Source organism: Aneurinibacillus aneurinilyticus ATCC 12856, from assembly GCF_000466385.1.
Classification (GTDB): domain Bacteria; phylum Bacillota; class Bacilli; order Aneurinibacillales; family Aneurinibacillaceae; genus Aneurinibacillus; species Aneurinibacillus aneurinilyticus.
Window position 1 is genome coordinate 35,593 of record NZ_KE952777.1, and the last position, 25,120, is coordinate 60,712.

General features: G+C 46.3%; 26 protein-coding genes. All 26 read left to right on the top strand.

Annotated elements, in window-relative coordinates:
• Nucleotides 1-32 precede the first annotated feature (32 nt).
• The 26 genes from HMPREF0083_RS11230 (at nucleotide 33) to HMPREF0083_RS11350 (ending at nucleotide 25,043) form a co-directional block, all read left to right on the top strand.
• Nucleotides 33-1,460 (top strand): hypothetical protein, encoded by a 1,428-nt coding sequence (locus HMPREF0083_RS11230; protein WP_021621474.1) that lies wholly within the window; start codon nucleotides 33-35, stop codon nucleotides 1,458-1,460.
• A complete protein-coding gene (locus HMPREF0083_RS11235) occupies nucleotides 1,457-1,735 on the top strand; it encodes an EscU/YscU/HrcU family type III secretion system export apparatus switch protein (protein ID WP_021621475.1) in 279 nt (92 codons plus the stop codon). Before HMPREF0083_RS11230 ends, HMPREF0083_RS11235 begins: the two co-directional genes overlap by 4 nt.
• The gene (locus HMPREF0083_RS11240; protein ID WP_021621476.1) at nucleotides 1,732-2,109 is read left to right on the top strand and encodes a YraN family protein; all 378 of its coding nucleotides are present in this window, start codon (nucleotides 1,732-1,734) and stop codon (nucleotides 2,107-2,109) included. Before HMPREF0083_RS11235 ends, HMPREF0083_RS11240 begins: the two co-directional genes overlap by 4 nt.
• Nucleotides 2,110-2,368: 259 nt before the next feature.
• Nucleotides 2,369-3,931, top strand: a complete 1,563-nt coding sequence (locus HMPREF0083_RS11245; protein ID WP_021621477.1) for a YifB family Mg chelatase-like AAA ATPase — start codon at nucleotides 2,369-2,371, stop codon at nucleotides 3,929-3,931.
• Between the two features lie 183 nt (nucleotides 3,932-4,114).
• A complete protein-coding gene (sda, locus tag HMPREF0083_RS28020) occupies nucleotides 4,115-4,246 on the top strand; it encodes a sporulation histidine kinase inhibitor Sda (protein ID WP_139188857.1) in 132 nt (43 codons plus the stop codon).
• A gap of 188 nt (nucleotides 4,247-4,434) precedes the next feature.
• Nucleotides 4,435-5,595 (top strand): ADP-forming succinate--CoA ligase subunit beta, encoded by a 1,161-nt coding sequence (sucC, locus tag HMPREF0083_RS11250; RefSeq protein ID WP_040302417.1) that lies wholly within the window; start codon nucleotides 4,435-4,437, stop codon nucleotides 5,593-5,595.
• 21 nt (nucleotides 5,596-5,616) lie between these two features.
• Nucleotides 5,617-6,522, top strand: a complete 906-nt coding sequence (gene sucD / locus HMPREF0083_RS11255; RefSeq protein ID WP_021621480.1) for a succinate--CoA ligase subunit alpha — start codon at nucleotides 5,617-5,619, stop codon at nucleotides 6,520-6,522.
• 120 nt (nucleotides 6,523-6,642) lie between these two features.
• Nucleotides 6,643-7,758: a DNA-processing protein DprA gene (gene dprA, locus HMPREF0083_RS11260; RefSeq protein WP_021621481.1), complete on the top strand. Its 1,116-nt coding sequence runs from the start codon at nucleotides 6,643-6,645 to the stop codon at nucleotides 7,756-7,758.
• 65 nt (nucleotides 7,759-7,823) lie between these two features.
• Nucleotides 7,824-9,905, top strand: coding sequence for a type I DNA topoisomerase (topA, locus tag HMPREF0083_RS11265; RefSeq protein WP_040302418.1), 2,082 nt, complete (start codon nucleotides 7,824-7,826; stop codon nucleotides 9,903-9,905).
• A 19-nt stretch (nucleotides 9,906-9,924) separates the two neighbouring features.
• Nucleotides 9,925-11,244, top strand: a complete 1,320-nt coding sequence (gene trmFO / locus HMPREF0083_RS11270) for an FADH(2)-oxidizing methylenetetrahydrofolate--tRNA-(uracil(54)-C(5))-methyltransferase TrmFO (protein WP_040302420.1) — start codon at nucleotides 9,925-9,927, stop codon at nucleotides 11,242-11,244.
• Between the two features lie 137 nt (nucleotides 11,245-11,381).
• The gene (xerC, locus tag HMPREF0083_RS11275; protein ID WP_021621484.1) at nucleotides 11,382-12,284 is read left to right on the top strand and encodes a tyrosine recombinase XerC; all 903 of its coding nucleotides are present in this window, start codon (nucleotides 11,382-11,384) and stop codon (nucleotides 12,282-12,284) included.
• Between the two features lie 23 nt (nucleotides 12,285-12,307).
• Nucleotides 12,308-12,856 (top strand): ATP-dependent protease subunit HslV, encoded by a 549-nt coding sequence (hslV, locus tag HMPREF0083_RS11280; protein ID WP_021621485.1) that lies wholly within the window; start codon nucleotides 12,308-12,310, stop codon nucleotides 12,854-12,856.
• A gap of 15 nt (nucleotides 12,857-12,871) precedes the next feature.
• Nucleotides 12,872-14,269 carry an ATP-dependent protease ATPase subunit HslU gene (gene hslU, locus HMPREF0083_RS11285; RefSeq protein ID WP_021621486.1) on the top strand — a complete coding sequence of 466 codons (1,398 nt, stop codon included), beginning with the start codon at nucleotides 12,872-12,874 and terminating at the stop codon, nucleotides 14,267-14,269.
• A gap of 23 nt (nucleotides 14,270-14,292) precedes the next feature.
• Nucleotides 14,293-15,072, top strand: coding sequence for a GTP-sensing pleiotropic transcriptional regulator CodY (gene codY, locus HMPREF0083_RS11290; RefSeq protein WP_021621487.1), 780 nt, complete (start codon nucleotides 14,293-14,295; stop codon nucleotides 15,070-15,072).
• A gap of 235 nt (nucleotides 15,073-15,307) precedes the next feature.
• A complete protein-coding gene (flgB, locus tag HMPREF0083_RS11295; RefSeq protein WP_040302422.1) occupies nucleotides 15,308-15,715 on the top strand; it encodes a flagellar basal body rod protein FlgB in 408 nt (135 codons plus the stop codon).
• Between the two features lie 2 nt (nucleotides 15,716-15,717).
• Nucleotides 15,718-16,179 carry a flagellar basal body rod protein FlgC gene (gene flgC / locus HMPREF0083_RS11300; RefSeq protein ID WP_021621489.1) on the top strand — a complete coding sequence of 154 codons (462 nt, stop codon included), beginning with the start codon at nucleotides 15,718-15,720 and terminating at the stop codon, nucleotides 16,177-16,179.
• 11 nt (nucleotides 16,180-16,190) lie between these two features.
• Nucleotides 16,191-16,496, top strand: a complete 306-nt coding sequence (fliE, locus tag HMPREF0083_RS11305; protein WP_021621490.1) for a flagellar hook-basal body complex protein FliE — start codon at nucleotides 16,191-16,193, stop codon at nucleotides 16,494-16,496.
• A gap of 29 nt (nucleotides 16,497-16,525) precedes the next feature.
• Entirely contained in the window at nucleotides 16,526-18,109 is a 1,584-nt protein-coding gene (gene fliF, locus HMPREF0083_RS11310) for a flagellar basal-body MS-ring/collar protein FliF (protein ID WP_021621491.1), read from the top strand.
• A gap of 15 nt (nucleotides 18,110-18,124) precedes the next feature.
• Nucleotides 18,125-19,138: a flagellar motor switch protein FliG gene (gene fliG / locus HMPREF0083_RS11315; protein ID WP_021621492.1), complete on the top strand. Its 1,014-nt coding sequence runs from the start codon at nucleotides 18,125-18,127 to the stop codon at nucleotides 19,136-19,138.
• A complete protein-coding gene (locus HMPREF0083_RS11320) occupies nucleotides 19,131-19,970 on the top strand; it encodes a FliH/SctL family protein (protein WP_051354629.1) in 840 nt (279 codons plus the stop codon). The genes fliG and HMPREF0083_RS11320 overlap by 8 nt, the downstream gene beginning before the upstream one ends.
• A gap of 2 nt (nucleotides 19,971-19,972) precedes the next feature.
• On the top strand, nucleotides 19,973-21,286 hold the full coding sequence (gene fliI, locus HMPREF0083_RS11325; RefSeq protein ID WP_021621494.1) for a flagellar protein export ATPase FliI: 1,314 nt from the start codon (nucleotides 19,973-19,975) through the stop codon (nucleotides 21,284-21,286).
• Between the two features lie 13 nt (nucleotides 21,287-21,299).
• On the top strand, nucleotides 21,300-21,749 hold the full coding sequence (gene fliJ / locus HMPREF0083_RS11330) for a flagellar export protein FliJ (protein WP_040302425.1): 450 nt from the start codon (nucleotides 21,300-21,302) through the stop codon (nucleotides 21,747-21,749).
• Between the two features lie 10 nt (nucleotides 21,750-21,759).
• Complete coding sequence (locus HMPREF0083_RS11335; RefSeq protein WP_021621496.1) at nucleotides 21,760-22,635, top strand: MotE family protein; 876 nt, start codon at nucleotides 21,760-21,762, stop codon at nucleotides 22,633-22,635.
• Between the two features lie 66 nt (nucleotides 22,636-22,701).
• The gene (locus HMPREF0083_RS26370) at nucleotides 22,702-23,961 is read left to right on the top strand and encodes a flagellar hook-length control protein FliK (protein ID WP_051354630.1); all 1,260 of its coding nucleotides are present in this window, start codon (nucleotides 22,702-22,704) and stop codon (nucleotides 23,959-23,961) included.
• Between the two features lie 27 nt (nucleotides 23,962-23,988).
• On the top strand, nucleotides 23,989-24,660 hold the full coding sequence (locus HMPREF0083_RS26375; protein ID WP_021621498.1) for a flagellar hook capping FlgD N-terminal domain-containing protein: 672 nt from the start codon (nucleotides 23,989-23,991) through the stop codon (nucleotides 24,658-24,660).
• Entirely contained in the window at nucleotides 24,657-25,043 is a 387-nt protein-coding gene (locus HMPREF0083_RS11350; protein ID WP_021621499.1) for a TIGR02530 family flagellar biosynthesis protein, read from the top strand. Before HMPREF0083_RS26375 ends, HMPREF0083_RS11350 begins: the two co-directional genes overlap by 4 nt.
• The last annotated feature ends 77 nt before the right edge of the window (nucleotides 25,044-25,120 follow it).

Genomic DNA, 25,120 nt, shown 5'->3' on the forward strand with positions numbered 1-25,120 from the left:
AACTTTCGATTCATAGGAAAGGAGGCAAACATATGATTCAAGGGTTTATGACGAGTCAAATCCTTCAGCAGTTCAATAATAGACAGGCGTCTCTTATTGAATTGATGCCGGGTCAAGTATTTCAGGGCAAAGTGCTGAAATTATTTCCCGATAATCTGGCAACCGTACAACTGGGAGGCTTAACAGTAACGGCCCGTCTGGAAACACCTCTTGAACTCGGCCAAAGAACGTGGCTGCAAGTACAACCAGGCGGACAGCCTGTGACGCTCAGGGTGATTAATCAGCCTGGACAGCCAGACCAGGCATCAGAAGCCAGCATGGAAGGGCTGGCAAAGGCACTTGGTGCCCCCATAACAAAAGAGTCGCTTTCCCTGTTAAATAAAGCGGTAGATGCGGGGATTCCGTTGCGTGCAGAATCTTTGCATGCGTTTGAACGTGTCGTTGCGGAAGTGGGAACAGACCCGTCAATCGAAGATGCAATGATACTAGCGGCAAAAAAAGGATTTCCCCTTACAAAAGAGACTGTACTCGCTCTGCGTGCATTTGCGGGTAACGCCAGTCTGGAAGGTGAGATGGACAAACTCTCTCGCCTGGCACAACAGGCGATAGTACAAGCGGAAGGATTGCCAGTAGATATAAAAGAAAGGTTACATCAGCTTGTGGCTCGGATAGAAGGTGTTCGAGACGGGCTGGCACAGGTGAAAAACTCATTTGTCTCGCCTTCTCCCTCAATCTCAGCATCGCAGAGGGAGGAGCCTCCTTCCCAATCTCCTCTGCAAAAACAAAACCTTCCGGCTTCTGGCATAAAACAGGCGATTGTAGATTTGTTCGATCGACTGGGGCTAAACCATGAGAAAGCGTTGGGTCTTATAGGAGGAGAGAAAGCTGTAACCACGGAAGCAGAAAATATTAAATCAACGCTGCTTCACTTGTTGCAGCACCCGAAAGCGGAAGTGCTGCCTGCTCCTTTGCGCGAACAAATGCAGCAGTTTGTGCAACAAGTAACAGGCCAGCAGCTTATGATGGCAGGCCCAGCAGGCGATAATGCTTTCGTCCAGGTGGCTATCCAACTTCCGGCGCCCGGTCAGGAGAATGGGGAGAACACGCTTATCCAAATCGAATCACGGAAGAAAGGTAGAGGAGAACTGGATCCTGACAATTGCCGCATGTTTTTTTATCTATCTATGCGGAATATAGGTGAAACCATGCTGGATGTGTCTATTGTGAATAAGATTCTATCTGTCACAATTTACAATAACCAGGAGGGGTTTGGTGATTTGGTGCGTGCTTTGCGTGCTTCATTAGAACGAAGCCTGTCTGAGCAAGGATACCGTTTATCGGGCCTGCGTGTGTTAGCCGTACCGGAAAACAAGGGAGGAGAGAGCAGTACAGCTGTTTCTTCGCTTTCATTACCGCCTTCAAGCGTGGCTTATTACAAAGGAGTTGATTTCCGCGTATGAAACGGCCGTATCAGCGTAAAAGTGCGGTTGCTCTGCGTTATACACCTGGTGAGGCAGAAGCGCCCCGTGTCATCGCAAAAGGCCAGGGCCATATAGCTGAAAAGATTATGGAACAGGCCAAAGAACATGGTGTACCGGTTCAACAGGATCCGTCATTGGTGGAAGTGTTGAGTAGTCTGGAGCTGAATGAACAGATTCCAGTGGAACTTTATCAGGTTGTGGCGGAAATTCTCGCTTTTGTCTATCAAACAGATCAACGGAGCGGACGGAAATGATACCACCGCGTAAAACGAATAAGCAAAAGGGTGAGGACGGGGAATTGTTTGCGTGCCGTTATTTGGAGCAGAAAGGATACCAGCTTGCACAGCAAAATTTCCGCACGCGTACCGGAGAGATTGATTTAATCATGCATGATGGAGAATGGCTTGTGTTTATTGAAGTTAAGATGCGGACCAGCAACATATACGGTCATGGCAGTGAAGCAGTTACTGCTACAAAACAGCGCACGATTCGCAGAACAGCGCTTGAGTATTTGCAGCAATATTACGGAAAGCAGACTGTTCCTCCGATCCGATTTGACGTTATCGTGGTGACGGTGGCTGCTTCATTTTCCGAGCCGGAAGTCATGCATATTTTGCATGCTTTTTAGTGAGACATACCACACTTGTTGAAGACATATAAATAGGCAGCGGAAAAACAATCTTCCCATGACACCTGTCCACATGAAATGTCGCCTTTGTGCATATAGTATAGTGTACTCGATGTGTAACACCTCCTTTTTAAACACCTGCAATTTGCAGGTGTTTTTTTATTGCGGTATTTAATTACAGAAAAAGGGAGAAAAATCAACTCTAGCTATTCGAAAAATAATATGGTATTTTTTTACAAAAAGGAGTTGAGTGGGAAGGATGTTCGCACGAGTATATAGCGCTACAGTTTTAGGAATTCAAGGGATAGATGTAGAGGTAGAGGTGGATATCGCCAACGGATTGCCCTACTTCGAAATTAGCGGACTTGCCGCCTCGTCCGTACGTGAAGCGCGTAATCGAGTTAAATCGGCGATAAAAAACAGCGGATACTCATTTCCTCTCCAGCGTATTACAGTGAATCTCGCACCGGCAGACGTTCGCAAAGCAGGTTCTATGCTGGACTTATCGATTGCGATTGGTATTTTGCTTGGCAGTGGGCAGGTAACCATTCAAAATGAGCTTGCTAACTGGATATTTCTTGGGGAACTGTCGCTTGATGGAAGGTTGCGTCCGTTGCATGGATTATTTCCGATGATTCTCGCTGCTAAACAGGCTGGCTTTGCAGGTGCAGTTATTCCCGCTTCATGTGAAGAGGATGTCGAACGGGCAAAGCTGCCGATTGTGCGAATTGCTACATTGCAGGAATGCGTAGCATGCTGTTCACTGTCGAATGATGAACTGCAAGCGCTTTGTCATTCCCATGAAAAGAATAGAAGGCGGTTCAGTCAGACGGAACAAATCATGGAGGTAGCTTGCTTCAGTGATGTGAAAGGACAGTATCATGTTAAACGGGCAATGGAAGTAGCCGCTTCCGGCTTGCACCATTTAATGATGGTGGGACCGCCCGGTACGGGGAAAACGATGATGGCACGTCGCTTTCCTGCCATTTTGCCTTCGCTTGATGAGGAACAGTCGCTTATTGTTGACACAATTTACAGTGCCTGCGGGTTGCTTTCAGAGCGATGGAAGCAAACACCGTATCCTCCGTTTCGTGCTCCACACGCCTCCATCACTCGTGCAGGCATGGTTGGAGGAGGCGCTTTTCCCATACCGGGAGAGATGAGCCTTTCGCATCTGGGCGTATTATTTTTGGATGAATGGTCTGAATTCTCACGGAATGTACTGGAAGCGATGCGTCAGCCGCTTGAGGACGGACATATTACACTCGTACGCAAGGAGGGAAAGTTTTCATTTCCTTGCCACCTGCTGCTTGTCAGCTCGTTTAATCCGTGCCTCTGCGGGTTTTATCGTTTTGAAACAGAGAGTCAACCATGTAAGTGTTCGGTAAATGAGATTAAGCGATATTGGAAAAGACTGTCCGGTCCGATGCTTGATCGCATGGATATTCAAGTGGAGGTTCCAAGAGTACGCATCGACGATATGCAAAAAGCGGGGTCAATCACGACGGATATGATGCGTGAGCGGGTACAGGCGGCACGAGAGAGACAAGCACATCGTTATTCCGGAACACAAATCCAGGTTAATTCACAAGTATCGGGACGGTGGCTTACACACTACATTCCTCTCTCTGATACGGTGCAGGCGTGGCTTTCTGCACTGTATCAGACGAGCGGCATAAGCAATCGCTCCTATGATAAGATAATCAAACTGGCCCGTACGATTGCTGATTTGGAAGATAGCGAACATGTCCGTGAAGAACATGTTGCCGAGGCTTTTCAGTACCGAGCTCTTGATCAGAAGCAATGGAAAGAGGAAATATAATAAAAATTTTTCGACATAAATCTCTGTGGATAACAATATCTACAAGAAAAAGCCAGGTTTCAAGATGAGTCTGAATGTTTGTGCACAACTTATTCACAAGGAGTTGTGGATAACAGAACGCTTGTTCCGCAAAAAAGCGAATGTTACAATATGGAAAATGGTAGAAAACGAGGAGGAGCGTCTATGCACTTACTTTCGGATGAAGCGTTGCTTGATGCCTATGTGAAAGCGACGCACCTTGGTCTGGAACAGGAATTTATTGCACTTTTGATGGAAGAAATAAATAAGCGGGACTTACATGTACCGCCTCATTGACAAGCAGATGCCCTACATCTGCTTTTTTTGTGGACAAAAAGCATGTTAAAAAATCAGAAAAATTAAAGAAAGCATGCAGGTATTTGCCGAATCGTGCCGAATAAGCTATACTGTATTGCGCAGACGAGCTTATGAGAGAGAAGCTTGATGCGTTTATTTTATGCAAAATGTGGTTAGGAGGATGGAGAATGAATATCCATGAGTATCAAGGCAAAGAGATACTTAAGCAGTACGGCGTTGTCGTACCGAATGGAAAAGTAGCGTTCACGGTAAGCGAAGCGGTAGAAGCGGCGAAGGAACTGGATACGAACGTATATGTAGTGAAAGCGCAAATCCATGCGGGTGGACGCGGTAAAGCAGGTGGAGTTAAAATCGCCAAAAACCTGGACGAAGTTCGTACATATGCGCAGGAAATCCTCGGTAAGGTCCTTGTTACACATCAAACAGGGCCGGAAGGCAAAGAAGTAAAGCGTTTGCTGATTGAAGAAGGATGCGACATTCAAAAAGAATACTATGTAGGACTTGTTGTTGACCGCAATACGAACCGCGTAGTAATGATGGCATCTGAAGAAGGCGGTACCGAAATTGAAGAGGTAGCAGAAAAAACACCGGAAAAAATCTTCAAAGAGGTGATTGATCCGGCTGTAGGACTTCTGCCTTTCCAAGCACGCAAACTTGCCTTCTCGATTAACATTCCAAGCAAACTGGTAAATAAAGCTGTGAAGTTCATGATGGGCTTATATCAGGCGTTCGTTGATAAAGATTGCTCGATCGCAGAAATTAACCCGCTTGTTGTAACAGGCGACGGTAATGTTATGGCGCTCGATGCGAAATTGAATTTCGATTCGAATGCACTTTATCGTCACCAAGATGTGATGAAATTGCGTGATCTTGATGAAGAAGATCCAAAAGAAATCGAAGCCTCCAACTATGACCTTAACTACATTGCACTTGGTGGTAACATCGGTTGCATGGTTAATGGGGCTGGTCTTGCGATGGCTACAATGGACATTATTAAATTCTACGGCGGCGAACCGGCGAACTTCCTTGATGTTGGGGGCGGTGCTACTGCAGAAAAGGTTACGGCTGCTTTCAAGCTGATTCTATCCGATGAAAATGTAAAAGGTATTTTCATTAACATTTTCGGCGGTATTATGAAGTGTGATGTTATTGCAGAGGGTGTAGTAGAAGCGGCAAAACAAGTAAGTCTTGACCGTCCGCTGGTTGTGCGTCTTGAAGGCACAAATGTAGACCTTGGCAAGAAAATCCTTAACGAATCCGGCCTCAATATCGTAGCGGCAGAATCGATGGCAGACGGCGCGGAAAAAATCGTTTCCTTGGTGAAATAAGAAAGGTGGGACTGGAGAGTTATGAGTATTCTTATCAATAAAGATACAAAAGTAATCACTCAGGGTATTACTGGTGCTACTGGTTTATTCCATGCAAAAGGTTGCCGCGAATACGGTTCGCAAATGGTTGGCGGTACTTCACCAGGAAAAGGTGGCACAGAAGTTGACGGATTCCCCGTTTTTGATACAGTAAATGAAGCAGTGAAAGAAACAGGCGCGAACGCATCTGTTATTTATGTTGCAGCGCCGTTCGCAGCAGATGCGATTATGGAAGCTGTGGATGCAGAACTTGATCTGGTTATCTGCATCACTGAGGGTATCCCTGTACTTGATATGGTTAAAGTAAAACGCTACATGGAAGGCAGCAAAACCCGTCTTATCGGACCGAACTGCCCAGGCGTTATCACACCAGGCGAATGCAAAATCGGCATCATGCCGGGCTATATTCATGCACCGGGTAAAGTAGGGATCGTATCCCGTTCCGGAACCCTGACATATGAAGCGGTTCATCAACTTACAACGAACGGTATCGGCCAATCCACTGCCGTAGGCATTGGTGGAGACCCGGTTAATGGCACGAACTTTATTGATTGTCTCAAGCTTTTCAACGAAGATCCGGATACCGAAGCGATTATCATGATTGGTGAAATTGGTGGTACAGCAGAGGAAGAAGCGGCAGAATGGGTAAAAGCTAACATGAAGAAACCAGTTGTAGGCTTCATCGGTGGTCAAACTGCACCTCCAGGAAAGCGTATGGGACATGCTGGTGCCATCATTTCCGGCGGTAAAGGAACAGCTGCGGAAAAAATCAAGACGATGGAAGCTTGCGGCATCCGTGTAGCGAAAACACCTGCTGTTATGGGCGAGACAATGATCGAAGCACTCAAAGCCCATGGTCTGCTTGAAGTATGCAAAACAATTAAATAAGTGTATAAAAAAGGGGCGCTGCATAAGCGCTCCTTTTTCTTATAATTCGTACTTACAAGGAAGGATTTTCCATATTTTACCTCGAAATTCATTAGTAAGAATATGAAGGAGTGAGGAAGAATGGAAAAACAAGCGTATATGCTATTGGCTTTATCACATATTAACCGGGTAGGGCGCCGTACACTTCGTCTTGCGCGTCTGCTTGGAGAGGCGGTAGATTTCTCTTGTTGTACCCTAAGGGATATACAAAAGATGCTAGAGGTCACACCAGAGGTAGCAGAGCATATCAAGAATAAATTTAGTTTGCAAGATGCTGCAATGCGCGCACAGAAATGGGCAGCGCAAGGAATTGATATACTTACCCAGCATCATTCCGAGTATCCTAACCTGTTGCGAGAAATTCCTGACCCGCCTGAGATTTTATACATAACTGGTAACAAGGAGCTTTTACATCGACCTGCTATTGCAGTCATAGGTGCGCGTCGGCCTACGACCTATGGCAAAAACGTCGCCCTACAATGGGCACGTACGTTAGCAGAGCGAGATGTGATGATTGTATCTGGCATGGCACGGGGCATTGATAGTGAAGCTCACAGAGGGGCTTTAGCCGCTGATGGTGCCACAGTAGCCGTACTTGGATGTGGCGTGAATGTTGTTTATCCTTCCGAGAACCGAGTCTTGGCTGCGGAACTGAGACGCAAGGGAGCGATTTTGTCTGAGTATCCTCCGGATATGGAGCCGATGAGGGGATTTTTCCCTGAACGAAATCGCATTATTAGCGGACTTGCACGCGGCGTACTTGTTGTCGAGGCGGCCTCGCGCAGCGGCTCGCTCATTACAGCCGATTTGGCCGCTGAGCAGGGAAGGGATGTCTTCGCTGTGCCGGGCTCGATTTTTTCTCCAAGGAGCGCAGGCTGTCATTGGCTGATTCAGCAGGGAGCAAAATTAGTACAAAATACTCATGATATACTAAGCGAATATACAGGTTTAATTTCGGATACAAATGAAAATACAATCTATGCAGACAATACAACTGTTCCTTCTCTTACCTCAGAGGAGAAAAGTGTATTGTCCGTCATTGGGTGGGATGCGATGTCATATGAAGACATTTTATGTCGAACTTCGTTTTCCTCTGGCTATTTACACTATCTTTTGTTATCTTTGCAAGTAAAACAGCAAATTGCACAATTGCCCGGACCTGCTTTTATCCGGCTGGGAAATAAGAAAGATGTTTGACAAACGCAAGTTTTGTAATTAATAATAGGAGGAATTCTTTTCTTTCAGAAAAGGGGGAAACATGCTTGGCAGATTCACTGGTAATAGTGGAGTCTCCCGCAAAGGCGAAGACAATCGGGAAATATCTCGGTAAGAAATATATTGTAAAAGCATCGATGGGCCATGTGAGGGATTTACCGAAAAGTCAAATGGGAGTCGATCCTGAAAAAGGATTTCAACCGAAATATATCACCATTCGCGGCAAAGGAGACGTATTGAAAGAACTGCGGGATGCATCTAAGAAGGTAAAAAACATTTACCTGGCAGCGGACCCCGACCGTGAAGGCGAGGCCATTGCCTGGCATCTGGCACATAGTTTAAACATAAACGAGGAACAAGCGTGCCGTGTCGTATTTAATGAAATTACGAAGCAAGCGGTGAAAGAGGCGTTTAAGCATCCGCGTAAAATCGATATGGATCTGGTGAACGCTCAGCAAACACGGCGTATTCTTGACCGGCTGGTCGGTTACAATATATCGCCATTGCTCTGGAAAAAGGTAAAAAAGGGCCTGAGTGCCGGGCGCGTACAATCGGTGGCTGTAAAGCTCATTATCGATCGTGAAAAGGAAATCAACGCTTTTATTCCAGAAGAGTATTGGTCAGTAACCGCGCATTTGAAGTCCGATAAAGAAGTATTCGAAGCTAAGTTTTACGGCTACGGAAACGAAAAGGTTGAGCTGAAAACCGAATCGGAAGTACAGGAACTTCTGCATAGGATCGAAGGCAAAGCGTATGTAATTAACGAGATTAAGAAGCGGGAGCGAAGACGAAATCCAGCTGCGCCGTTTACAACCAGTTCACTGCAACAGGAGGCAGCCCGCAAACTGAACTTCCGTGCAGCCAAAACGATGATGGTTGCACAGCAACTCTACGAAGGAATCGATATCGGTAAAGAAGGTACGGTCGGTTTGATTACGTATATGCGTACGGATTCGACTCGTATTTCGCCGACAGCGCAGGAAGAAGCGAAAAAGTATATTGCGGAAGCGTATGGGGAAGAGTATACGCTTAGTGAACCGCGTCAGTTCAGCAAGAAGGAAGGGGCTCAGGATGCGCATGAAGCGATCCGTCCGACCCTTGTAGCCAAAGAACCTGCTTCGCTGAAGGAATATTTGTCCAGAGATCAGATGAAGCTGTACCGCCTAATATGGGAGCGCTTCATTGCGAGCCAAATGGCTGCAGCGGTGCTTGATACGGTAACAGCAGATATTACGGTCGGGGATGCCCTGTTCCGTGCCAACGGCTCACAAGTGAAATTTCCAGGCTTTATGAAGGTATATGTAGAGGGCACCGATGATGTTCAGAAAGAGGATGACAAGATGCTGCCACCGCTTGAAGAGAAGCAGGAGGTAGCGCTTGCGGAAATGGATCCGAAGCAGCATTTTACCCAGCCGCCGCCACGCTATTCGGAAGCACGCTTGGTAAAAACGCTTGAAGAGCTTGGGATAGGCAGACCCAGCACATATGCGCCGACGCTTGATACGATTCAGAAGAGAGGCTATGTGGCACTGCAGGATCGTCGGTTTATTCCAACTGAGTTAGGAGAAATCGTACTTGGGTTAATGGAAGAATTCTTCCCGGAAATTCTTGACACGAAATTCACAGCCAAGATGGAAGATGATCTGGATCATATTGAAGAAGGCAGAGCTGAATGGGTTAAGGTACTTAATGATTTCTACCAAGGTTTTTCCAAGCGCCTAGAAGTGGCGGAGAAGCATATGCAGGAAGTGGAGATTAAAGATGAAGTTTCTGATGTGACCTGCGATAAATGCGGCAGCCACATGGTATACAAAATTGGGCGCTATGGCAAGTTTCTTGCTTGCTCTGCATTCCCGGATTGTCGCAACACGATGCCTATCGTGAAAGAAATCGGCGTGAAATGCCCGAAATGTGAAACCGGGGAGATTGTGGAACGTAAGAGTAAGAAGAACCGACTTTTCTATGGGTGCAATAACTATCCGGACTGCGATTTTGTCTCATGGGATAAACCGTTGCCCCGGGCCTGTCCGAAATGCGGCAAGATGCTTGTTGAGAAAAAAGGCAAGGGTAAGAATAAAGGTCCTGTAGTCCATTGCTCGGAATGTGACTATCAGGAAGAAACATCGTAAGAAGGAGCTTTATGGAGCCATGGAAAAAGTAAAAGTGATTGGAGCCGGTTTGGCTGGCAGTGAGGCAGCTTGGCAGATTGCCGAACAGGGCGTAGATGTTATCCTATATGAAATGCGTCCTGTACGCAATACCCCAGCCCACCATACAGATAAATTTGCGGAGCTAGTATGCAGTAATTCGCTTCGCGCCAATTCGCTGACTAATGCGGTCGGCATCTTAAAAGAGGAAATGCGCCACCTTTCATCCGTTATTATCCGGGCTGCGGATAATTGTGCGGTTCCTGCGGGAGGGGCGCTTGCGGTAGATCGGCATGAATTTGCCGATGCGGTGACAGATAGCATTCGCAATCATCCACGCATCGAGGTGCGCAACGAAGAAATTACAGAAATTCCCGATGGGATTGTAGTGGTTGCGACCGGCCCGCTGACATCGCCGGACTTATCGAAGCAATTGCAGAAAATAACCGGACAGGAATATCTTTACTTTTATGATGCAGCTGCACCGATTATCGAAAAAGAAACCATCGATATGGAAAAAGTATTTCTTGCTTCACGCTACGATAAGGGAGAAGCTGCGTACTTAAATTGCCCGATGAACGAAGCGGAATTCAATGCGTTTTATGAAGCGCTTATTACGGCGGAAGAAGTGCCGTTAAAAGAATTCGAGAAACAGGTCTTTTTCGAGGGCTGCATGCCTATCGAGGTTATGGCAAAGCGAGGAAAACAGACCATGCTGTTCGGCCCGATGAAGCCAGTTGGTCTAATCGATCCGCGCACAGGTAAACAACCATTTGCCGTCGTACAGTTGCGCCAGGACAATAGTGCGGGCACGCTTTATAATATTGTAGGGTTCCAAACTCATCTCAAGTGGCCTGAACAACGCCGGGTATTCAGTATGATTCCCGGGCTTGAAAATGCGGAAATTGTACGTTATGGCGTGATTCACCGCAATACATTTATCAACTCGCCGCGCTTATTGAGACCGACATATCAATATAAGGACCGGAGTACACTGTTCTTCGCGGGACAGATGACTGGTGTGGAAGGATATGTTGAATCAGCTGCATCAGGACTCATTGCAGGGATTAATGCAGGAAGACTTGCACGTGGTCTCGAAGCACTGGTATTTCCAGCTGAGACTGCTATGGGTAGTATGGGGCACTATATTACAACCGCTAATCCGGATAGCTTTCAGCCGATGAACGCAAATTTTGGATTGTTCCCGCCGCTTGAGAGGAAAATTCGCAACAAAAAAGAACGGTATGAGCAATATGCTGAACGTGCATTAAACAAGATTCAGAATTTTTCCCAGAACGTTCACAATTTAAGTTGCAGTTGACATTTAGGGTATGATATACTAACGACGGTTAAAAGCTGGGGTTACCTTGTTAGGAAACTTTTTGCTGGAAGAATTGCGAACGGGATGCGGTGTTGCCGCGTCCCGTATGCGTTGGTACTCGGTTAGGAGGTACACGGATGGAAGGTCTGCATCCTGATGCGTTGCTTCTGCTGTTTAAGCAGTACCTGCAGATTGAGAAGAATGCTTCCCCTCTGACGGTCACAAACTATGAGAAGGACATCCGGGCTTTTACAGCGTTTATGAAGCAGCATGGCGTAACGGAATATGCTGCTGTTTCTTATGTCCATGTACGCAGCTATCTTACGGAACTTCATGAAAGAGACTATGCACGGCGTTCCATTGCACGCAAGCTATCAAGTTTGCGAAGCTTTTACCGTTTTATGGTACGGGAGGAGATGCTTGAGCACAATCCTTTTACTATGGCATCGACACCGAAGCTTGCGAAGAAACTCCCGGGATTTTTATTCCCGAAAGAAGTCGAGTCGCTGCTTGCCTTACCGGATACGACCCGCCCGCTCGGTTGCAGGGACCGAGCGATTCTGGAGATGTTATATGCAAGCGGCATGCGGGTATCGGAGCTTATCGGACTTACCATACGTTCGGTAGACGTGTCGGCCGGCACCGCATTAGTATTCGGAAAAGGTGCAAAAGAAAGATACGTTCCGCTTGGGGAGCACGCTCTGTGTGCGTATGAGCATTACATGCGGGAGGGACGTTCGCTTCTGTGCAAACATAATAAAAATGATGCTTTATTCGTGAATGTTCGAGGAGAGCCGCTGACGGATCGTAGCGTCCGCCGCATCATAAACAAGTATGTAGAGCAGGCGAGCGAACTGCTGAAAGTAAGCCCGCATACTTTCCGCCATACGTTTGCCACCCATTTAATCGAGAATGGAGCCGATTTGCGGAGCGTACAGGAAATGCTGGGGCACGCCAGCATTTCATCAACCCAAATCTACACTCATGTGACGAGAGAGAGAATGCGGCTTGTGTACAACCAAGCTCATCCACGGGCGTAAAATAATATAATGGAGGGAACTCGATGGAGATGACCTTTCACGCCACTACGATTTTTGCTGTCCGTCATGACGGAAATGCGGCGATGGCCGGTGACGGTCAGGTTACATTAGGCAATACAGTAGTGATGAAGCAGACAGCTAAAAAAGTACGTCGGCTATATCATGGAAAAGTCGTGGCTGGATTTGCCGGTTCTGTAGCCGATGCGATTACGCTGTTTGAGAAGTTTGAAGCCAAGCTTGAAGAGTACCATGGTAACCTGCAGCGCGCGGCTGTGGAATTAGCGAAAGACTGGCGGTTGGATAAAGTGCTGCGCAAACTGGAAGCACTCATGATTGTCATGGATAAAGAGCACATGCTTCTCATCTCGGGAACGGGAGAGATTATCGAGCCGGATGATGGCATTCTTGCTATCGGATCGGGCGGCAACTATGCACTTGCAGCAGGTCGTGCCCTTAAACAGCATGCTTCCAACCTGACAGCACGGGAAATCGCCACTGCAGCCCTAACGGCGGCCGCTGATATTTGCGTTTATACGAACCACAACCTGGTTGTCGAAGAAATCAATGAATGACGAGGAGGCTATGCCTTGAAAAATCCTGAACGTTTAACACCCAAACAAATTGTTGAACAACTGGATTACTTTATCGTCGGACAGAAGCAGGCGAAGCGTTCTGTCGCAATCGCCCTGCGTAACCGGTATCGCCGCAGTTTGCTTCCGGACGAGATTCGCGATGAGATCGTACCGAAGAACATTCTAATGATCGGACCGACAGGAGTTGGGAAGACGGAAATTGCCAGACGATTGGCTAAGTTGACTGGGGCTCCTTTTATTAAGGTGGAAGCTACGAAATTCACCGAAGTTGGTTATGTCGGTCGCGATGTAGAATCAATGGTTCGAGATCTGGTAGAAACGGCAATCCGTATTGTGAAAGCAGAAAAAACGGAGCAGGTAAAGGATAAAGCGGAAACGATGGCGAATGAGCGCATTGTGCATGTTCTCGTTCCCGGTAAGCAAGGTGGCAAGGCGTATAAAAATCCGCTTGAGATGTTGTTTGGCAATCAGAACACGTATCAGTCTTCGACTGATGACACGGAAGATCTTTCGTTGTCACAGCAGCGGCGCCAGATAGCGCATCAGCTCGCTATGGGGCAATTAGAAGATACTGTGATTGAAATTGAGGTTGAAGATGCTGCCCCACCAATGTTTGACATGTTTTCAGGTTCAGGTATGGATCAAATGGGTATTAATATGCAAGAGATGCTGGGGAATTTCTTGCCGAAAAAAATGAAAAAACGAAAGCTGCCGATTCGGGAAGCGCGCAAGGTGCTAACGATGCAGGAGGCCCAAAAGCTGATTGATATGGACGAAGTTATTCAGGAGTCCATAGAACGGGCCGAGCAGAGCGGGATTATTTTCATTGATGAAATTGATAAGATTGCCGGTAAAGAATCGAATTCCGCCCAAGTATCGCGTGAGGGAGTGCAGCGGGATATTTTGCCGATTGTAGAAGGCTCTACGATTATGACTAAATATGGTCCCGTAAAAACCGACTATGTGCTGTTTGTTGCGGCCGGTGCCTTCCATATGGCGAAGCCGTCCGATTTAATTCCAGAGCTGCAGGGACGTTTTCCGATTCGCGTGGAGCTTGATAGCTTACGTATAGAAGATTTCGTCCAAATTTTAACCGAACCGAAAAACGCTTTGATCAAACAATATATTTCTTTATTGGAGACAGAAGGAATAAAAGTTGAATTTTCTGACGATGCTATTAAAGAGATTGCTAAACTTGCAGCCGAGGTGAATCAGAACACGGATAATATCGGTGCCAGGAGATTACATACCATTTTGGAGAAATTGCTTGAAGACCTGTCATTTGAAGCTTCCGATGTGACACTGGAAAAAATCGTTATCACCCCGGAATATGTAAGGGATAAATTGAAAGGCATCGTAGAAGATCGAGATTTGAGTCGTTATATTTTGTAAACTTTGAAGGAGGAATTACAACAATGGATTTACTAACAAAAATTCGCCGTATTAACCGTATGCTGCAGAAGACGGCGGGACATCCGGTAAACTTTATGGAAATGGCAGAAGTATTAAGTGAGATTATCGAGGCTAACATTTTCGTGTTGAGCCGCAAAGGAAAGATTCTTGGCTATGCGAATGCACAGGAAGTAGATAATGAGCGCATTCGCAAAATGCTTGATGAACGTCGCTTCCCGGGGGATTATAGCACGCAATTGCTCCGTCTGGATGAAACGTCGGCGAACCTGGATATCGAAAGTCCATATACGGCGTTCCCGGTAGAGATGAAAGATTTATTCAAGAAAGGTCTAACGACGATTGTTCCGGTTGTCGGAGGCGGAGACCGTCTAGGTACACTTGTTCTGGCCCGTGTAAACGAAACGTTTACAGATGATGATTTGGTGCTGGCTGAAGTGGGTGCAACGGTAGTAGGTATGGAGATTCTGCGTGAGCGTGCAGAAGAGATTGAGCAAGAGGCACGCAGCAAGGCGGTCGTGCAGATGGCGATTGGTTCATTATCTTATAGTGAATTAGAAGCTGTAGAACATATTTTCGAAGAGTTGGATGCAAAAGAAGGTCTACTGGTTGCAAGTAAAATTGCTGACCGCGTAGGCATTACGCGCTCGGTTATTGTAAATGCGCTCCGTAAACTGGAAAGCGCCGGTGTCATCGAATCACGCTCGCTCGGTATGAAAGGAACGTACATTAAAATCCTGAATGAAAAACTATTACCGGAACTGGAAAAGCTGAAGACTTCGTAGTTGAATATTCATAGCTTTCTAATGAAAATATTTTGTTCGTAGTAAAATCCTATTTTATGTCAGGTAACAAAGCCCTATCTTTAAGATAGGGCTTTGTTCGTTTAATACAATCTGCTAATATAAAGATTGTTGTACGAATTACACATAATTTGTCGAATTGGCAGGATTTGATTTTCCTGATATGGAACATTATAGTTCAAACCATTTCATACATAGGATGAAAGGGGGAAGAAATATGCTTTCAACACCAACCATGTCAATTTTTGAAAAGGCGCTTGATGCTGCTACGTTGCGTCATCAGGCCATTAGTAATAACATTGCGAATGTGAATACCCCTCATTATAGGACCCAGTCTGTTGCGTTCGAAGATGAGCTTCAGAAAGCGATGGCTAAAGGTTCTACCGCATTTACCGCTTATAGGACAAACGAGAAGCATATATCTTTTGGCATGCCATCTCTTCAGAGTGTTGGGCCAAAGTTGCGGATTGATGAGGCTGTAGGACCTATGCAAAATGCCGCGAATAATGTCGACTTGGACTTTGAGATGACGAACCTGGCAAGAAACCAACTGTGGTATAACGCACTTGTACAGCAAGCGAGTGGTCAATACAACAAGCTGCGGACCGTAATAGGAGGGAAGTAACGATGGCATTGTTTGGAAGCTTTGATAGTAGCGCATCTGCATTGACGGCCAACCGGTTACGGCTGGATGTTATTTCAAGCAATATCTCCAATGCGAATACGACGCGTGGCGAGTATGTGAACGGCAGATGGCAGCCTTATAAACGAAAAGTAGCAATCATTGAACCAAAGAAAGAGACTTTGAGCTTTCAGAATTTCCTTCAGACGGCCGCCAACAAAACGGGCCGAACGGTTACAAATGGCGTGCGTGTTACACGGATTATGGAAGATCGGACGGAGCCAAAAAGGATGTATGATCCAACGCATCCAGATGCAGATGCACGAGGATATGTCGCATTTCCGAACGTCGATATACTGAAAGAAATGGTGGATTTGATGTCAACAATCAGGGCATACGAATCGAATGTAACGGCAATTAATGCAGCGAAGGCGATGGCTACGAAAGCCTTAGAGATCGGTAAGTAAGGGGCGAGAATATGATAGAAAAAATCGGGATGGGTCTTCCGGTAGAAGTTGTACAGGGAGATGGGAAACAGGTTGCCCCAACACCTTATGAAGCGACCACCGCTTTTTCGGCCTATTTGAAGAATGCGATTCAGGATGTAAACGGGCTGCAAAAGGCGAGTGACACGCTGAACCAGGGTTTGGCTGCGGGACAAGTTCAAGATATACATCAAGTAGTGATTGCCTCGCAGAAGGCGGGCATAGCAATTGATATGGCTATGCAGGTGCGCAATAAGGCTGTAGAGGCATATCAAGAAATTATGCGAATGCAAATCTAGTAATTTAAAGGCAATTGGCGGGGTGGAGGATGAACGAAAGATTGCAGCAGTGGCGGGAGAATCTCACGGAGTTTTCAAACCGCTTCTCAAAAAAACAGAAAATGATGATAGGCGCAATTGCCGCGTTTCTTATTATATCGGCAACCTTAGCAATTTATATAGCCTCCAGACCAAATTATGTGCCCCTCTTTAGCGGAAATTTAACTGAAGTGGATGTGGCCCAGATTAAAACGGAGCTGGATGCAAAAGGGTACGCCAACTATCAAATTCAAGGAAACAGCGTGCTTGTGCCTGAGAAGGATAAATATAATCTGGCAGCCGATTTAACAGCTAAAGGCGTACCGAAAGGCGACGGCGTACGCTTAGATATTTTTAGCCAGAATATCGGCATGGGGATGACGGATCGGCAGTTTGATGTAATTGAGCGTGACGCGATGCAAACCCAACTGGCGGATCTGCTGAAAATGGTCGATGGCGTTCGAAATGCGAAAGTCACCCTCGTTATGCCACAGGAAACTGTGTTTGCCCGCGAGAATGGAGAGACAGCGAGCGCTTCGATTGTAGTCGATGTTGAGCCGGGCAAACAATTGGGCCCGCAGCAAATTAACGCGCTGTATAACCTGGTATCCAAAAGCGTGCCGAACTTGCCGAAAGATAAAATTGCCATCATGAATCAATACAGCGAGATGCTTGAGATGGCAGATGAGGGAGACAACGCTTATTCGCTGGATCAATATGAGAAGCAACGCAAAATAAAAAAAGACATCGAGACGGATATCCAGAAGAACTTGCAAAACATGTTAGGCACGATTCTTGGCCGCGATAAAGTTTTCGTATATACGTACGTTAAGCTCAATTTTGATAAGACGCAGCGGGAAGAACAGCTTGTCGAGCCGGTAGATAAAGAAAACAATGAAGGAATCATAATTAGCGCAGAAAAGATTCAGGAGACATATTCAGGTAAAGGGGCATCTGCCGGAGGAACAGCCGGAACGGGCGAAACACAAATCCCCGGCTATCCAGGCGCTACTGGCGGCGAAAACGTTGAATCGGAAAAAGTAGAGGATCGTGTAAACCGGGAAGTCAACCGGATTAAGCAAAATATTGTCGGACAACCATATAAGATTGAGGATATTTCAATCAGTGTTGGTGTGGAACCGCCAAATGCAAATGATCCGGCAAGTTTGACCCGGGAAGTGCAGGCGAATATCCAGCAGATTATCGGCAACGTTGTACGCACGTCCCTATCCTCACAAGGAACAGAGTTTACCCAGCAGCAGATTAACCAGCGGATAAATGTGTTTGCGCAGGCGTTTAATGGTAAGCAAGAAGTGGTAGTGGAAGGGAATAATTGGACTCTTATTATCGTTTCAAGCATCGCAGGACTTCTGCTTATTGTTGCTGTTGTCGCATTCATTGTAGTGCGCAGGCGGAGAAATCAAGAGGAACAAGCTGTAGCGGAAGCGGCGGAGACGAAGCCGTTCGAAGTTCCGGAGTTGCAGTATGCAGAAGAAGGCGAAGAGGTCATCGTGCGCAAGCAACTGGAAAAACTGGCAGGCGAGAAACCGGAAGAATTCGTCAACCTGCTGCGCACCTGGCTAGCAGACGAATAGGGGTGAGGGATGTACATGACACGTTCGTCAAGAGAATTAAGCGGAAGGCAAAAAGCGGCGATTCTTTTAATTTCGCTGGGACCGGAAGTATCCGCTCAAGTTTTTAAACATTTACGTGAAGAAGAAATTGAACAGCTAACACTTGAAATTGCGAATGTGCGAAAGGTGGGGGGCGAAGATAAAGAGTCAGTTTTAACCGAATTCCACCAAATTTGTGTGGCACAGGAATACATTTCTCAGGGCGGGATTAATTACGCTAAAGAAATTCTGGAGAAAGCGCTCGGTCAGCAAAAGGCGTTTGATATTATTCATCGCTTAACTGCACACCTGCAAGTTCGCCCGTTTGATTTTGCACGTAAGGCTGATCCGGGCCAGATTTTAAACTTTATTCAAAATGAACATCCGCAAACTATCGCTCTTGTTCTTTCCTATTTGGAACCGGAACAATCGGCGGCTATTCTATCCGCGCTTCCTCAGGAAAGACAGGCAGAGGTGGCGCGGCGCATTGCACTGATGGAGAGTACGTCACCGGACGTAATCAGCCAGGTTGAAAGCGTGTTGGAGCAGAAGCTATCCTCTACCGTTGTACAGGATTATACGCAGGCCGGGGGCATCGAATCAGTGGTCAACATGCTTAACAATGTTGACCGGAGTACGGAACGGGTTATTTTGGATACGCTTGAGATTCAGGACCCAGAGCTTGCCGAAGAAATCAAGAAAAGAATGTTCGTATTCGAAGATATTGTTGTGCTTGATGACAGGTCCATTCAACGCGTTATTCGAGATGTGGAGAATGCGGATCTTATGCTTGCATTGAAAGTTGCAAACGAGGAAGTGCGCGATGTAGTATTCCGCAATATGTCCAAACGGATGGCGGATACATTCAGGGAAGAGATGGAATATATGGGACCGGTACGGCTGCGTGATGTAGAAGAGGCACAGACTCGCATCGTAGCGACGATTCGCCGTCTGGAAGAAGCTGGCGAGATTATTATCGCCCGCGGCGGAGGAGATGAAATCATTGTCTAGGATTATCAAATCCGCTTCTTACTCGACAATGGAAAATAAGAAAGTGATCGAGTTTCAGCACCAAAAAGATACCCGACTTATGGAAAAATCTGAGGAACAGATGGGTGCAGAAGAAGTTGGCAAGGTTGCTGATGAGAGTTCATCCATATCCAAGGCTGATGAAATAATTAAAAATGCGGAGGAAGAAGCGGGACGCATCGTCGCGGAAGCCCGGCGTCAGGCAGAAGCTGTTATACAGGAAGCCAGACAAGAAGTTGATGCATGGTGGAATCAAAAGCGTGTAGAAGATGAGGAAGCACGGAACTTTGCCAGGCAGGAAGGCTATGCGCAAGGGATGGAACAGGGCAGGGAAGAGGGCAGGGAAGAGGGGCGCCGACTCGTATATGAAGAGTATGCGCAGGCCCTTGAACAAGCCGCTGCAATTTTGGAAGAGGCGCCAAGCATAAAGCGGCGCATGATTGCAGAAGCTGAGCCATTCGTTCTTGACCTAACTATCGAAATTGCCCGCAAGGTTATCGGAGAACAGCTCATGCTCGACAAAGAGAATGTTATTGCGTTAATTCGTAAGGCATTGTCGCGGACGCAGGAATACAAGTCAGTTACAGTAGCTGTGAGTCCTGATACGTATACATATGTGCAGGAGAATCGAGCCAAGCTGCTTGAGGTTTTAGACAGTCAAGTGGAAATAACAATCATTCCAGACGATGCCGTCACAGACGGAGGAGCGGTTATCCGTACAACCATGGGAAGTGTAGATGCAAGGGTGGATGTTCAGCTTGAAGAAATCAAAAAAGCGTTGCAGGCCGTTCTGGCTAATGAAGGTGAATTGTAATCATGCTGCAGTTTGAAAAATATCTTTCCGCTTTGCAACAGGCAGATCCGTTTCGGGTTAATGGGAAAGTTTCGCAAGTCATCGGATTAACGGTAGAGGCTATGGGACCGAACGTGAAGATCGGGGAAGTATGCCATATTTATCCTGTGGCATCTTTGATCCCTGTTCCGGCTGAAGTAGTAGGCTTTAAAGACAATAAGGTGTTGTTAATGCCCCTTGGGGAACTGGGGGCCATCGGTCCCGGCTGTGATGTGGTTGCGACTGGTAAGCCGTTAACTGTGCGCGTAGGCATGGAGTTGCTCGGACAAGTATTGGATGGCAGCGGTAAGTTAATGAACGGAGGGCTTCTATCAAATGCGATGGTAGAGTATCCGGTTGATAGCCAGCCACCTAACCCGCTTTCCCGCCCGCGAATTCGTGAGCCTCTTTCTGTGGGAGTACGCGCCATTGATGGGCTGCTTACGGTAGGAAAAGGACAGCGCATCGGCATTTTTGCGGGAAGTGGTGTCGGGAAGAGTACGCTGCTTAGTATGATTGCCCGCAATACAGAGGCTGATGTGAACGTAATCGGCCTTATCGGAGAACGCGGCAGAGAAGTGGCTGATTTTATCGAGCGCGACCTTGGCGAAGAGGGTCTGAAACGTTCAGTTGTTGTCGTTGCCACGTCCGATCAGCCGGCGCTTATCCGGATAAAAGGAGCATTGCTGACGACAGCGATTGCCGAGTATTTCCGCGACCAAGGGCTGAATGTCATGATGATGATGGACTCCGTCACGCGTTTTGCCATGGCGCAGCGGGAAGTGGGACTGGCTATTGGCGAACCTCCTGCTACCCGTGGATATACGCCATCAGTATTTGCATTGCTTCCACGATTGCTAGAGCGGGCGGGAACGTCAGAAGCAGGCTCGATTACCGCTTTCTATACCGTACTTGTAGAAGGGGATGATATGAACGATCCGATTGCCGATTCTGTGCGCGGTATTCTGGATGGGCATATCGTTCTTAGCCGAAAAATCGCCCATACAGGACAATATCCTGCGATTGACATTCTGGCAAGCGTGAGTCGGGTAATGAAAGAAATCGTTACACCACAGCATTATATGGCAGCCAATGAATTAAAGCGGTTGATGGCGGTGTATCGTGATGCCGAGGACTTAATTAATATTGGCGCATATAAGAGTGGGGCAAATCGTGATATTGATCAGGCAATTCGATATAAGGATACAATTATGCGGTATACAGGACAAAGCGTGGATGAACGATCGAATCTTGAGGAATCGATCGAAGCGTTGACGGCAACCTTTACTCCAAATTAGGCGGGTGATCACCGTGTCGTTTATTTATTCCTTTCAAAAAATCCTGGATATGAAGGAGAAAGAAAAGGAGCAGGCAGAGATTAGCTATAGTAAGTCAATGCAGGCGTTGCATCGTGAACAAAAGCGCCTCTCTGAGCTTGTAAAGAATAAACAGCAGGTAGAGGAACGTATGGTGCGGAAAGAAGAAAACATTTCCCTTGCAGAACTGAAAACGAACTATGAGTACGTTGGACATCTACAGCGTATGATCGTACAGGTTAATGAGACAAAGGTACAAGCGGAAAAAGACGTAGAAACAAAGCAAGGTATCCTATCAGAGCGGGCAATGGAACAGAAAATATGGGAGAAGCTCAAAGAGCACTCTTTCAACAAATATAAAGAAAGAATGCTACAAATAGAGCAGAAAGAATTGGATGAGATAGCGGTGGCTCGGTATTACAGGCAAAGAGTGAAGCCGCACTAGGGGTGTTTTCATGGAAGAAATAGCAGAAGAGCGTTCATATAGCAGGCTGGAATGGTTTTTTTACATCATTTTTATTCCGCTATTATTTACTCTTGTACTTTCAGCCATCATTGCTCAAATGTTCGGTTACAATGTGGTAGGGATACTTGCCAAAGAATTGAATAAGGTTCCTGTCATTGAAAAATTAATTCCTGACGCTGCGGTAGAGCGTTCGCCATCTGAAAAAGAAGAAACGAAGACGGACAAAAAAGACGCGAAGGTTACTGATTTGGAAACGAGATTGGCGGTAAAAGAACGGGAAGTTAATGAATTGAAAAAGAAGGCAGAGCGTGAAAATCAATTGCAGCAACAGACGCAAAGCCAGCAAGTAGCTACCAAAGCTACGCAGGAGCAAATAGATATAGAAAAGCAGAAGCAGATTAAAAACCTGGCTAAGGTATATACATCGATGTCTGCCGGGAAAGCAGCTCCCATTATGGAGAAGATGTCTCCCGAAGAAGCAGGTCAGCTCCTGCTCGTCATGAAGCCAGAGGAGCGTTCAGCTATTATGGCCAAAATGGATCCGAAAACAGCGGCTGATTTAACGTTGCTTTTGAAAGAAACTTCTTTGACCGATTCAAATGATCCTGGTGCGTTGCAGCAACGCCTTCTTGATTTAAAATACAATGCATCCATACGTGAATTGGCAGCTTCAATTTCGAGCATGCAGCCGACGAACGCAGCTAATTTGATCGAAAAACTATTTGCATCGGATGAAAGAAAGGCTGTGCTTGTTCTATTACAGATGGAGGCAGGTCAGCGTGGACAAATTTTATCGGAGCTAGCCAAGGATAAGAATCGGGCAACGCTTGCAGCAAAAATTAGTCAAAAGTTGTTAACGAATTAACTAAGAAAAGCCATTGTGTTTTTCATATCCTTTTCTTATATTTAACATTGAAAGGAGGTGAAAAAATTGACAACGATACAAGTGAATGGAAGTCTTCCTATCACAAACGCTCCTTCCCGCTCTGCTAGTACAAACAATTCTGTTGCTCCTGCCACTTCATTTGCTAGTGAAATGCAGGCAGCATTAAATGAGGGGACGAAAGAAGCATCCGATGCTCTATCATCTCCTAAAAAAACAGAAGCTGACTCTCTCTTGCAAACACTAGAAAATCTATTAAACACTATAACAGATATAGTGAAACAGGTAGAAGAGAATCAGGATGTGTTGAAAGATGGCGAGGTTTCAGAAGAATTGTATGCCGCTTTGCAGCAAATCTACCAATTGCTACAGCAGATGAATCAAGGAAAGCAGGATGCACAAGGTAAAAGGGCAGGCGAGTGGTTACATGAAGGTGTTTCTCCTATTCAGCAGGGAATTGTTGCAACGGAAGAAGAGCCCTTATTCATTTCCAATATGGATCAAAAAGTGAAGGATATTTTGAATCTGCTAAAAGGAAAGAATGCTGATGTGTTGCCGCGTGATTTTACAAGCAGACTACAGACAGTGCTTTCACAAGTGGAGAATATGAGTCAGCCTATACAAAATGCTATTATAGGCAAGCACACAGATGCTGCTCCCCTTAATGAAGCAATAACTCAGTCCAATGCTTTACCTGTAAAGGAAACAGCACAGACAGGCGAGGGGGCTATGCCTGTATCAGATTCTTCTATACCGGAAGAAGGAACAGTAACGAAGGCGATGCATCATCAGCTGCAGGAGAATGTTCCAAATGTGAAGCTTGAGGGTGCTACGCCAACGCGTAATGCAAATGTACCGCTCGTTCCGGCCCGTTTTTTCGCGAATGAGATGGAAACATACATTGTAAAGCAAATTCAGGTAAACCGTGGTACCGGTGCAACTGAAACGACGCTGCGCCTTTTCCCAGAGAATTTGGGGCGGGTTGACGTACGGATTACTGCCTTGAATGGAGCGGTTACGGCACATTTCATTACTAGTCAGGTTGCAGGAAAAGAAGCGATTGAGCAGCAATTGAATCAACTGCGTCACGCATTGATGCAACAGGGGCTACAGGTGGAGAAAATCGAAGTGTCATATATGGCTACCACTTCAAGTGAGCAATCAAACGCCGATTTGCTTCAGCAAGGAAAGGGAAATTCACAGCAGCAGCAAAAAGGTGAGGAAGAACAATCTGCCGAAGAAGCTGAATTTAATTTAGAAGAGCTGTTAGGTGAAGGGATACCTGAGCCTGAGGAGATAGTAAGCTAAAACATCGAAGAAAGGAGGAACAAGAGCATGGCTATCAGCGATATCAATCAGTATAAGAGCATGGCTACATCTAATCAACCAATGGCTGCACCAGCTACATCCAATCAGACAATGGCTAAATCAACTGCTAAATCAAATACAAAATCGTTTATGGATAACACAACTCTCGGGAAAGAAGCGTTTCTGAAATTACTGATCACACAAATGCAGAACCAGGACCCGACACAGCCATTGCAGGACAGGGAGCTTATCGCACAGCTGACCCAGTTCAGTACGCTTGAGCAGATGACGAACTTGAACGATATGTTTTCTGTCTTCGTTTCTGCTTTTGTAGAAACCCAATACGTTGGCGGGTTATCAACCATGATCGGTAAGAAAATAACATGGACCGAGCATGTAGAAGGTACAGACGAAAATGGCGAAAAAGTCATGAATAAAGTACCGAAGGAAGGGATTGTAGCGGCTGTCAGCTTCAAAAATGGCAAAGTGCAATTGGTCATGCAGGACGGTACCAAGATGGATATGAGTTTAATAGAAAGCATAACGGACCCATCCGCGCCGCCAATTGAGAAACCGGAGGAAAAACCTGGACAGACAGAGGACGGGAAACAGCCGGAAGAAGACGGAGGAAAAACACCGCCTGCGGATGATTCCAAAGGAGAAGGTACCGAGCGAATGAATGAAGGTGGCGGAGCGTGAACCACATTAAAGCCGGACACATCTTTTATCCGCAAACATTAACACCGGCAACACCTAAAAAGAAAGAAAATCAGGCAGCAACTTTATTCAATACGGTATTTCAGCAGAAGCTGGATGAAACAAAAAATTCCATTGATTTTTCCAATCATGCCCTGCAACGGTTGGAGAAGCGTGGGATTTCGTTAAGCAACGATGATATTGCCAAGTTGACAGGTGCTGTAGAGAAGGCACAGGCCAAGGGTGCGAAGGAATCGCTTGTGCTGATGAATAATGTTGCCTATATTGTCAGCGTGCCGAACAAGAAAGTCATTACGGCGGTAGATGGGCCGTCAATGCAGGAGAATGTGTTTACGAATATTGATAGTGCGATTATCGTACAATAGCGATTGAACTAATAATAAAAAGAGCCGGACCTTACTGAGGAGGCTCTGTGCCGCCGACCGATTGACGCGGTACGCAA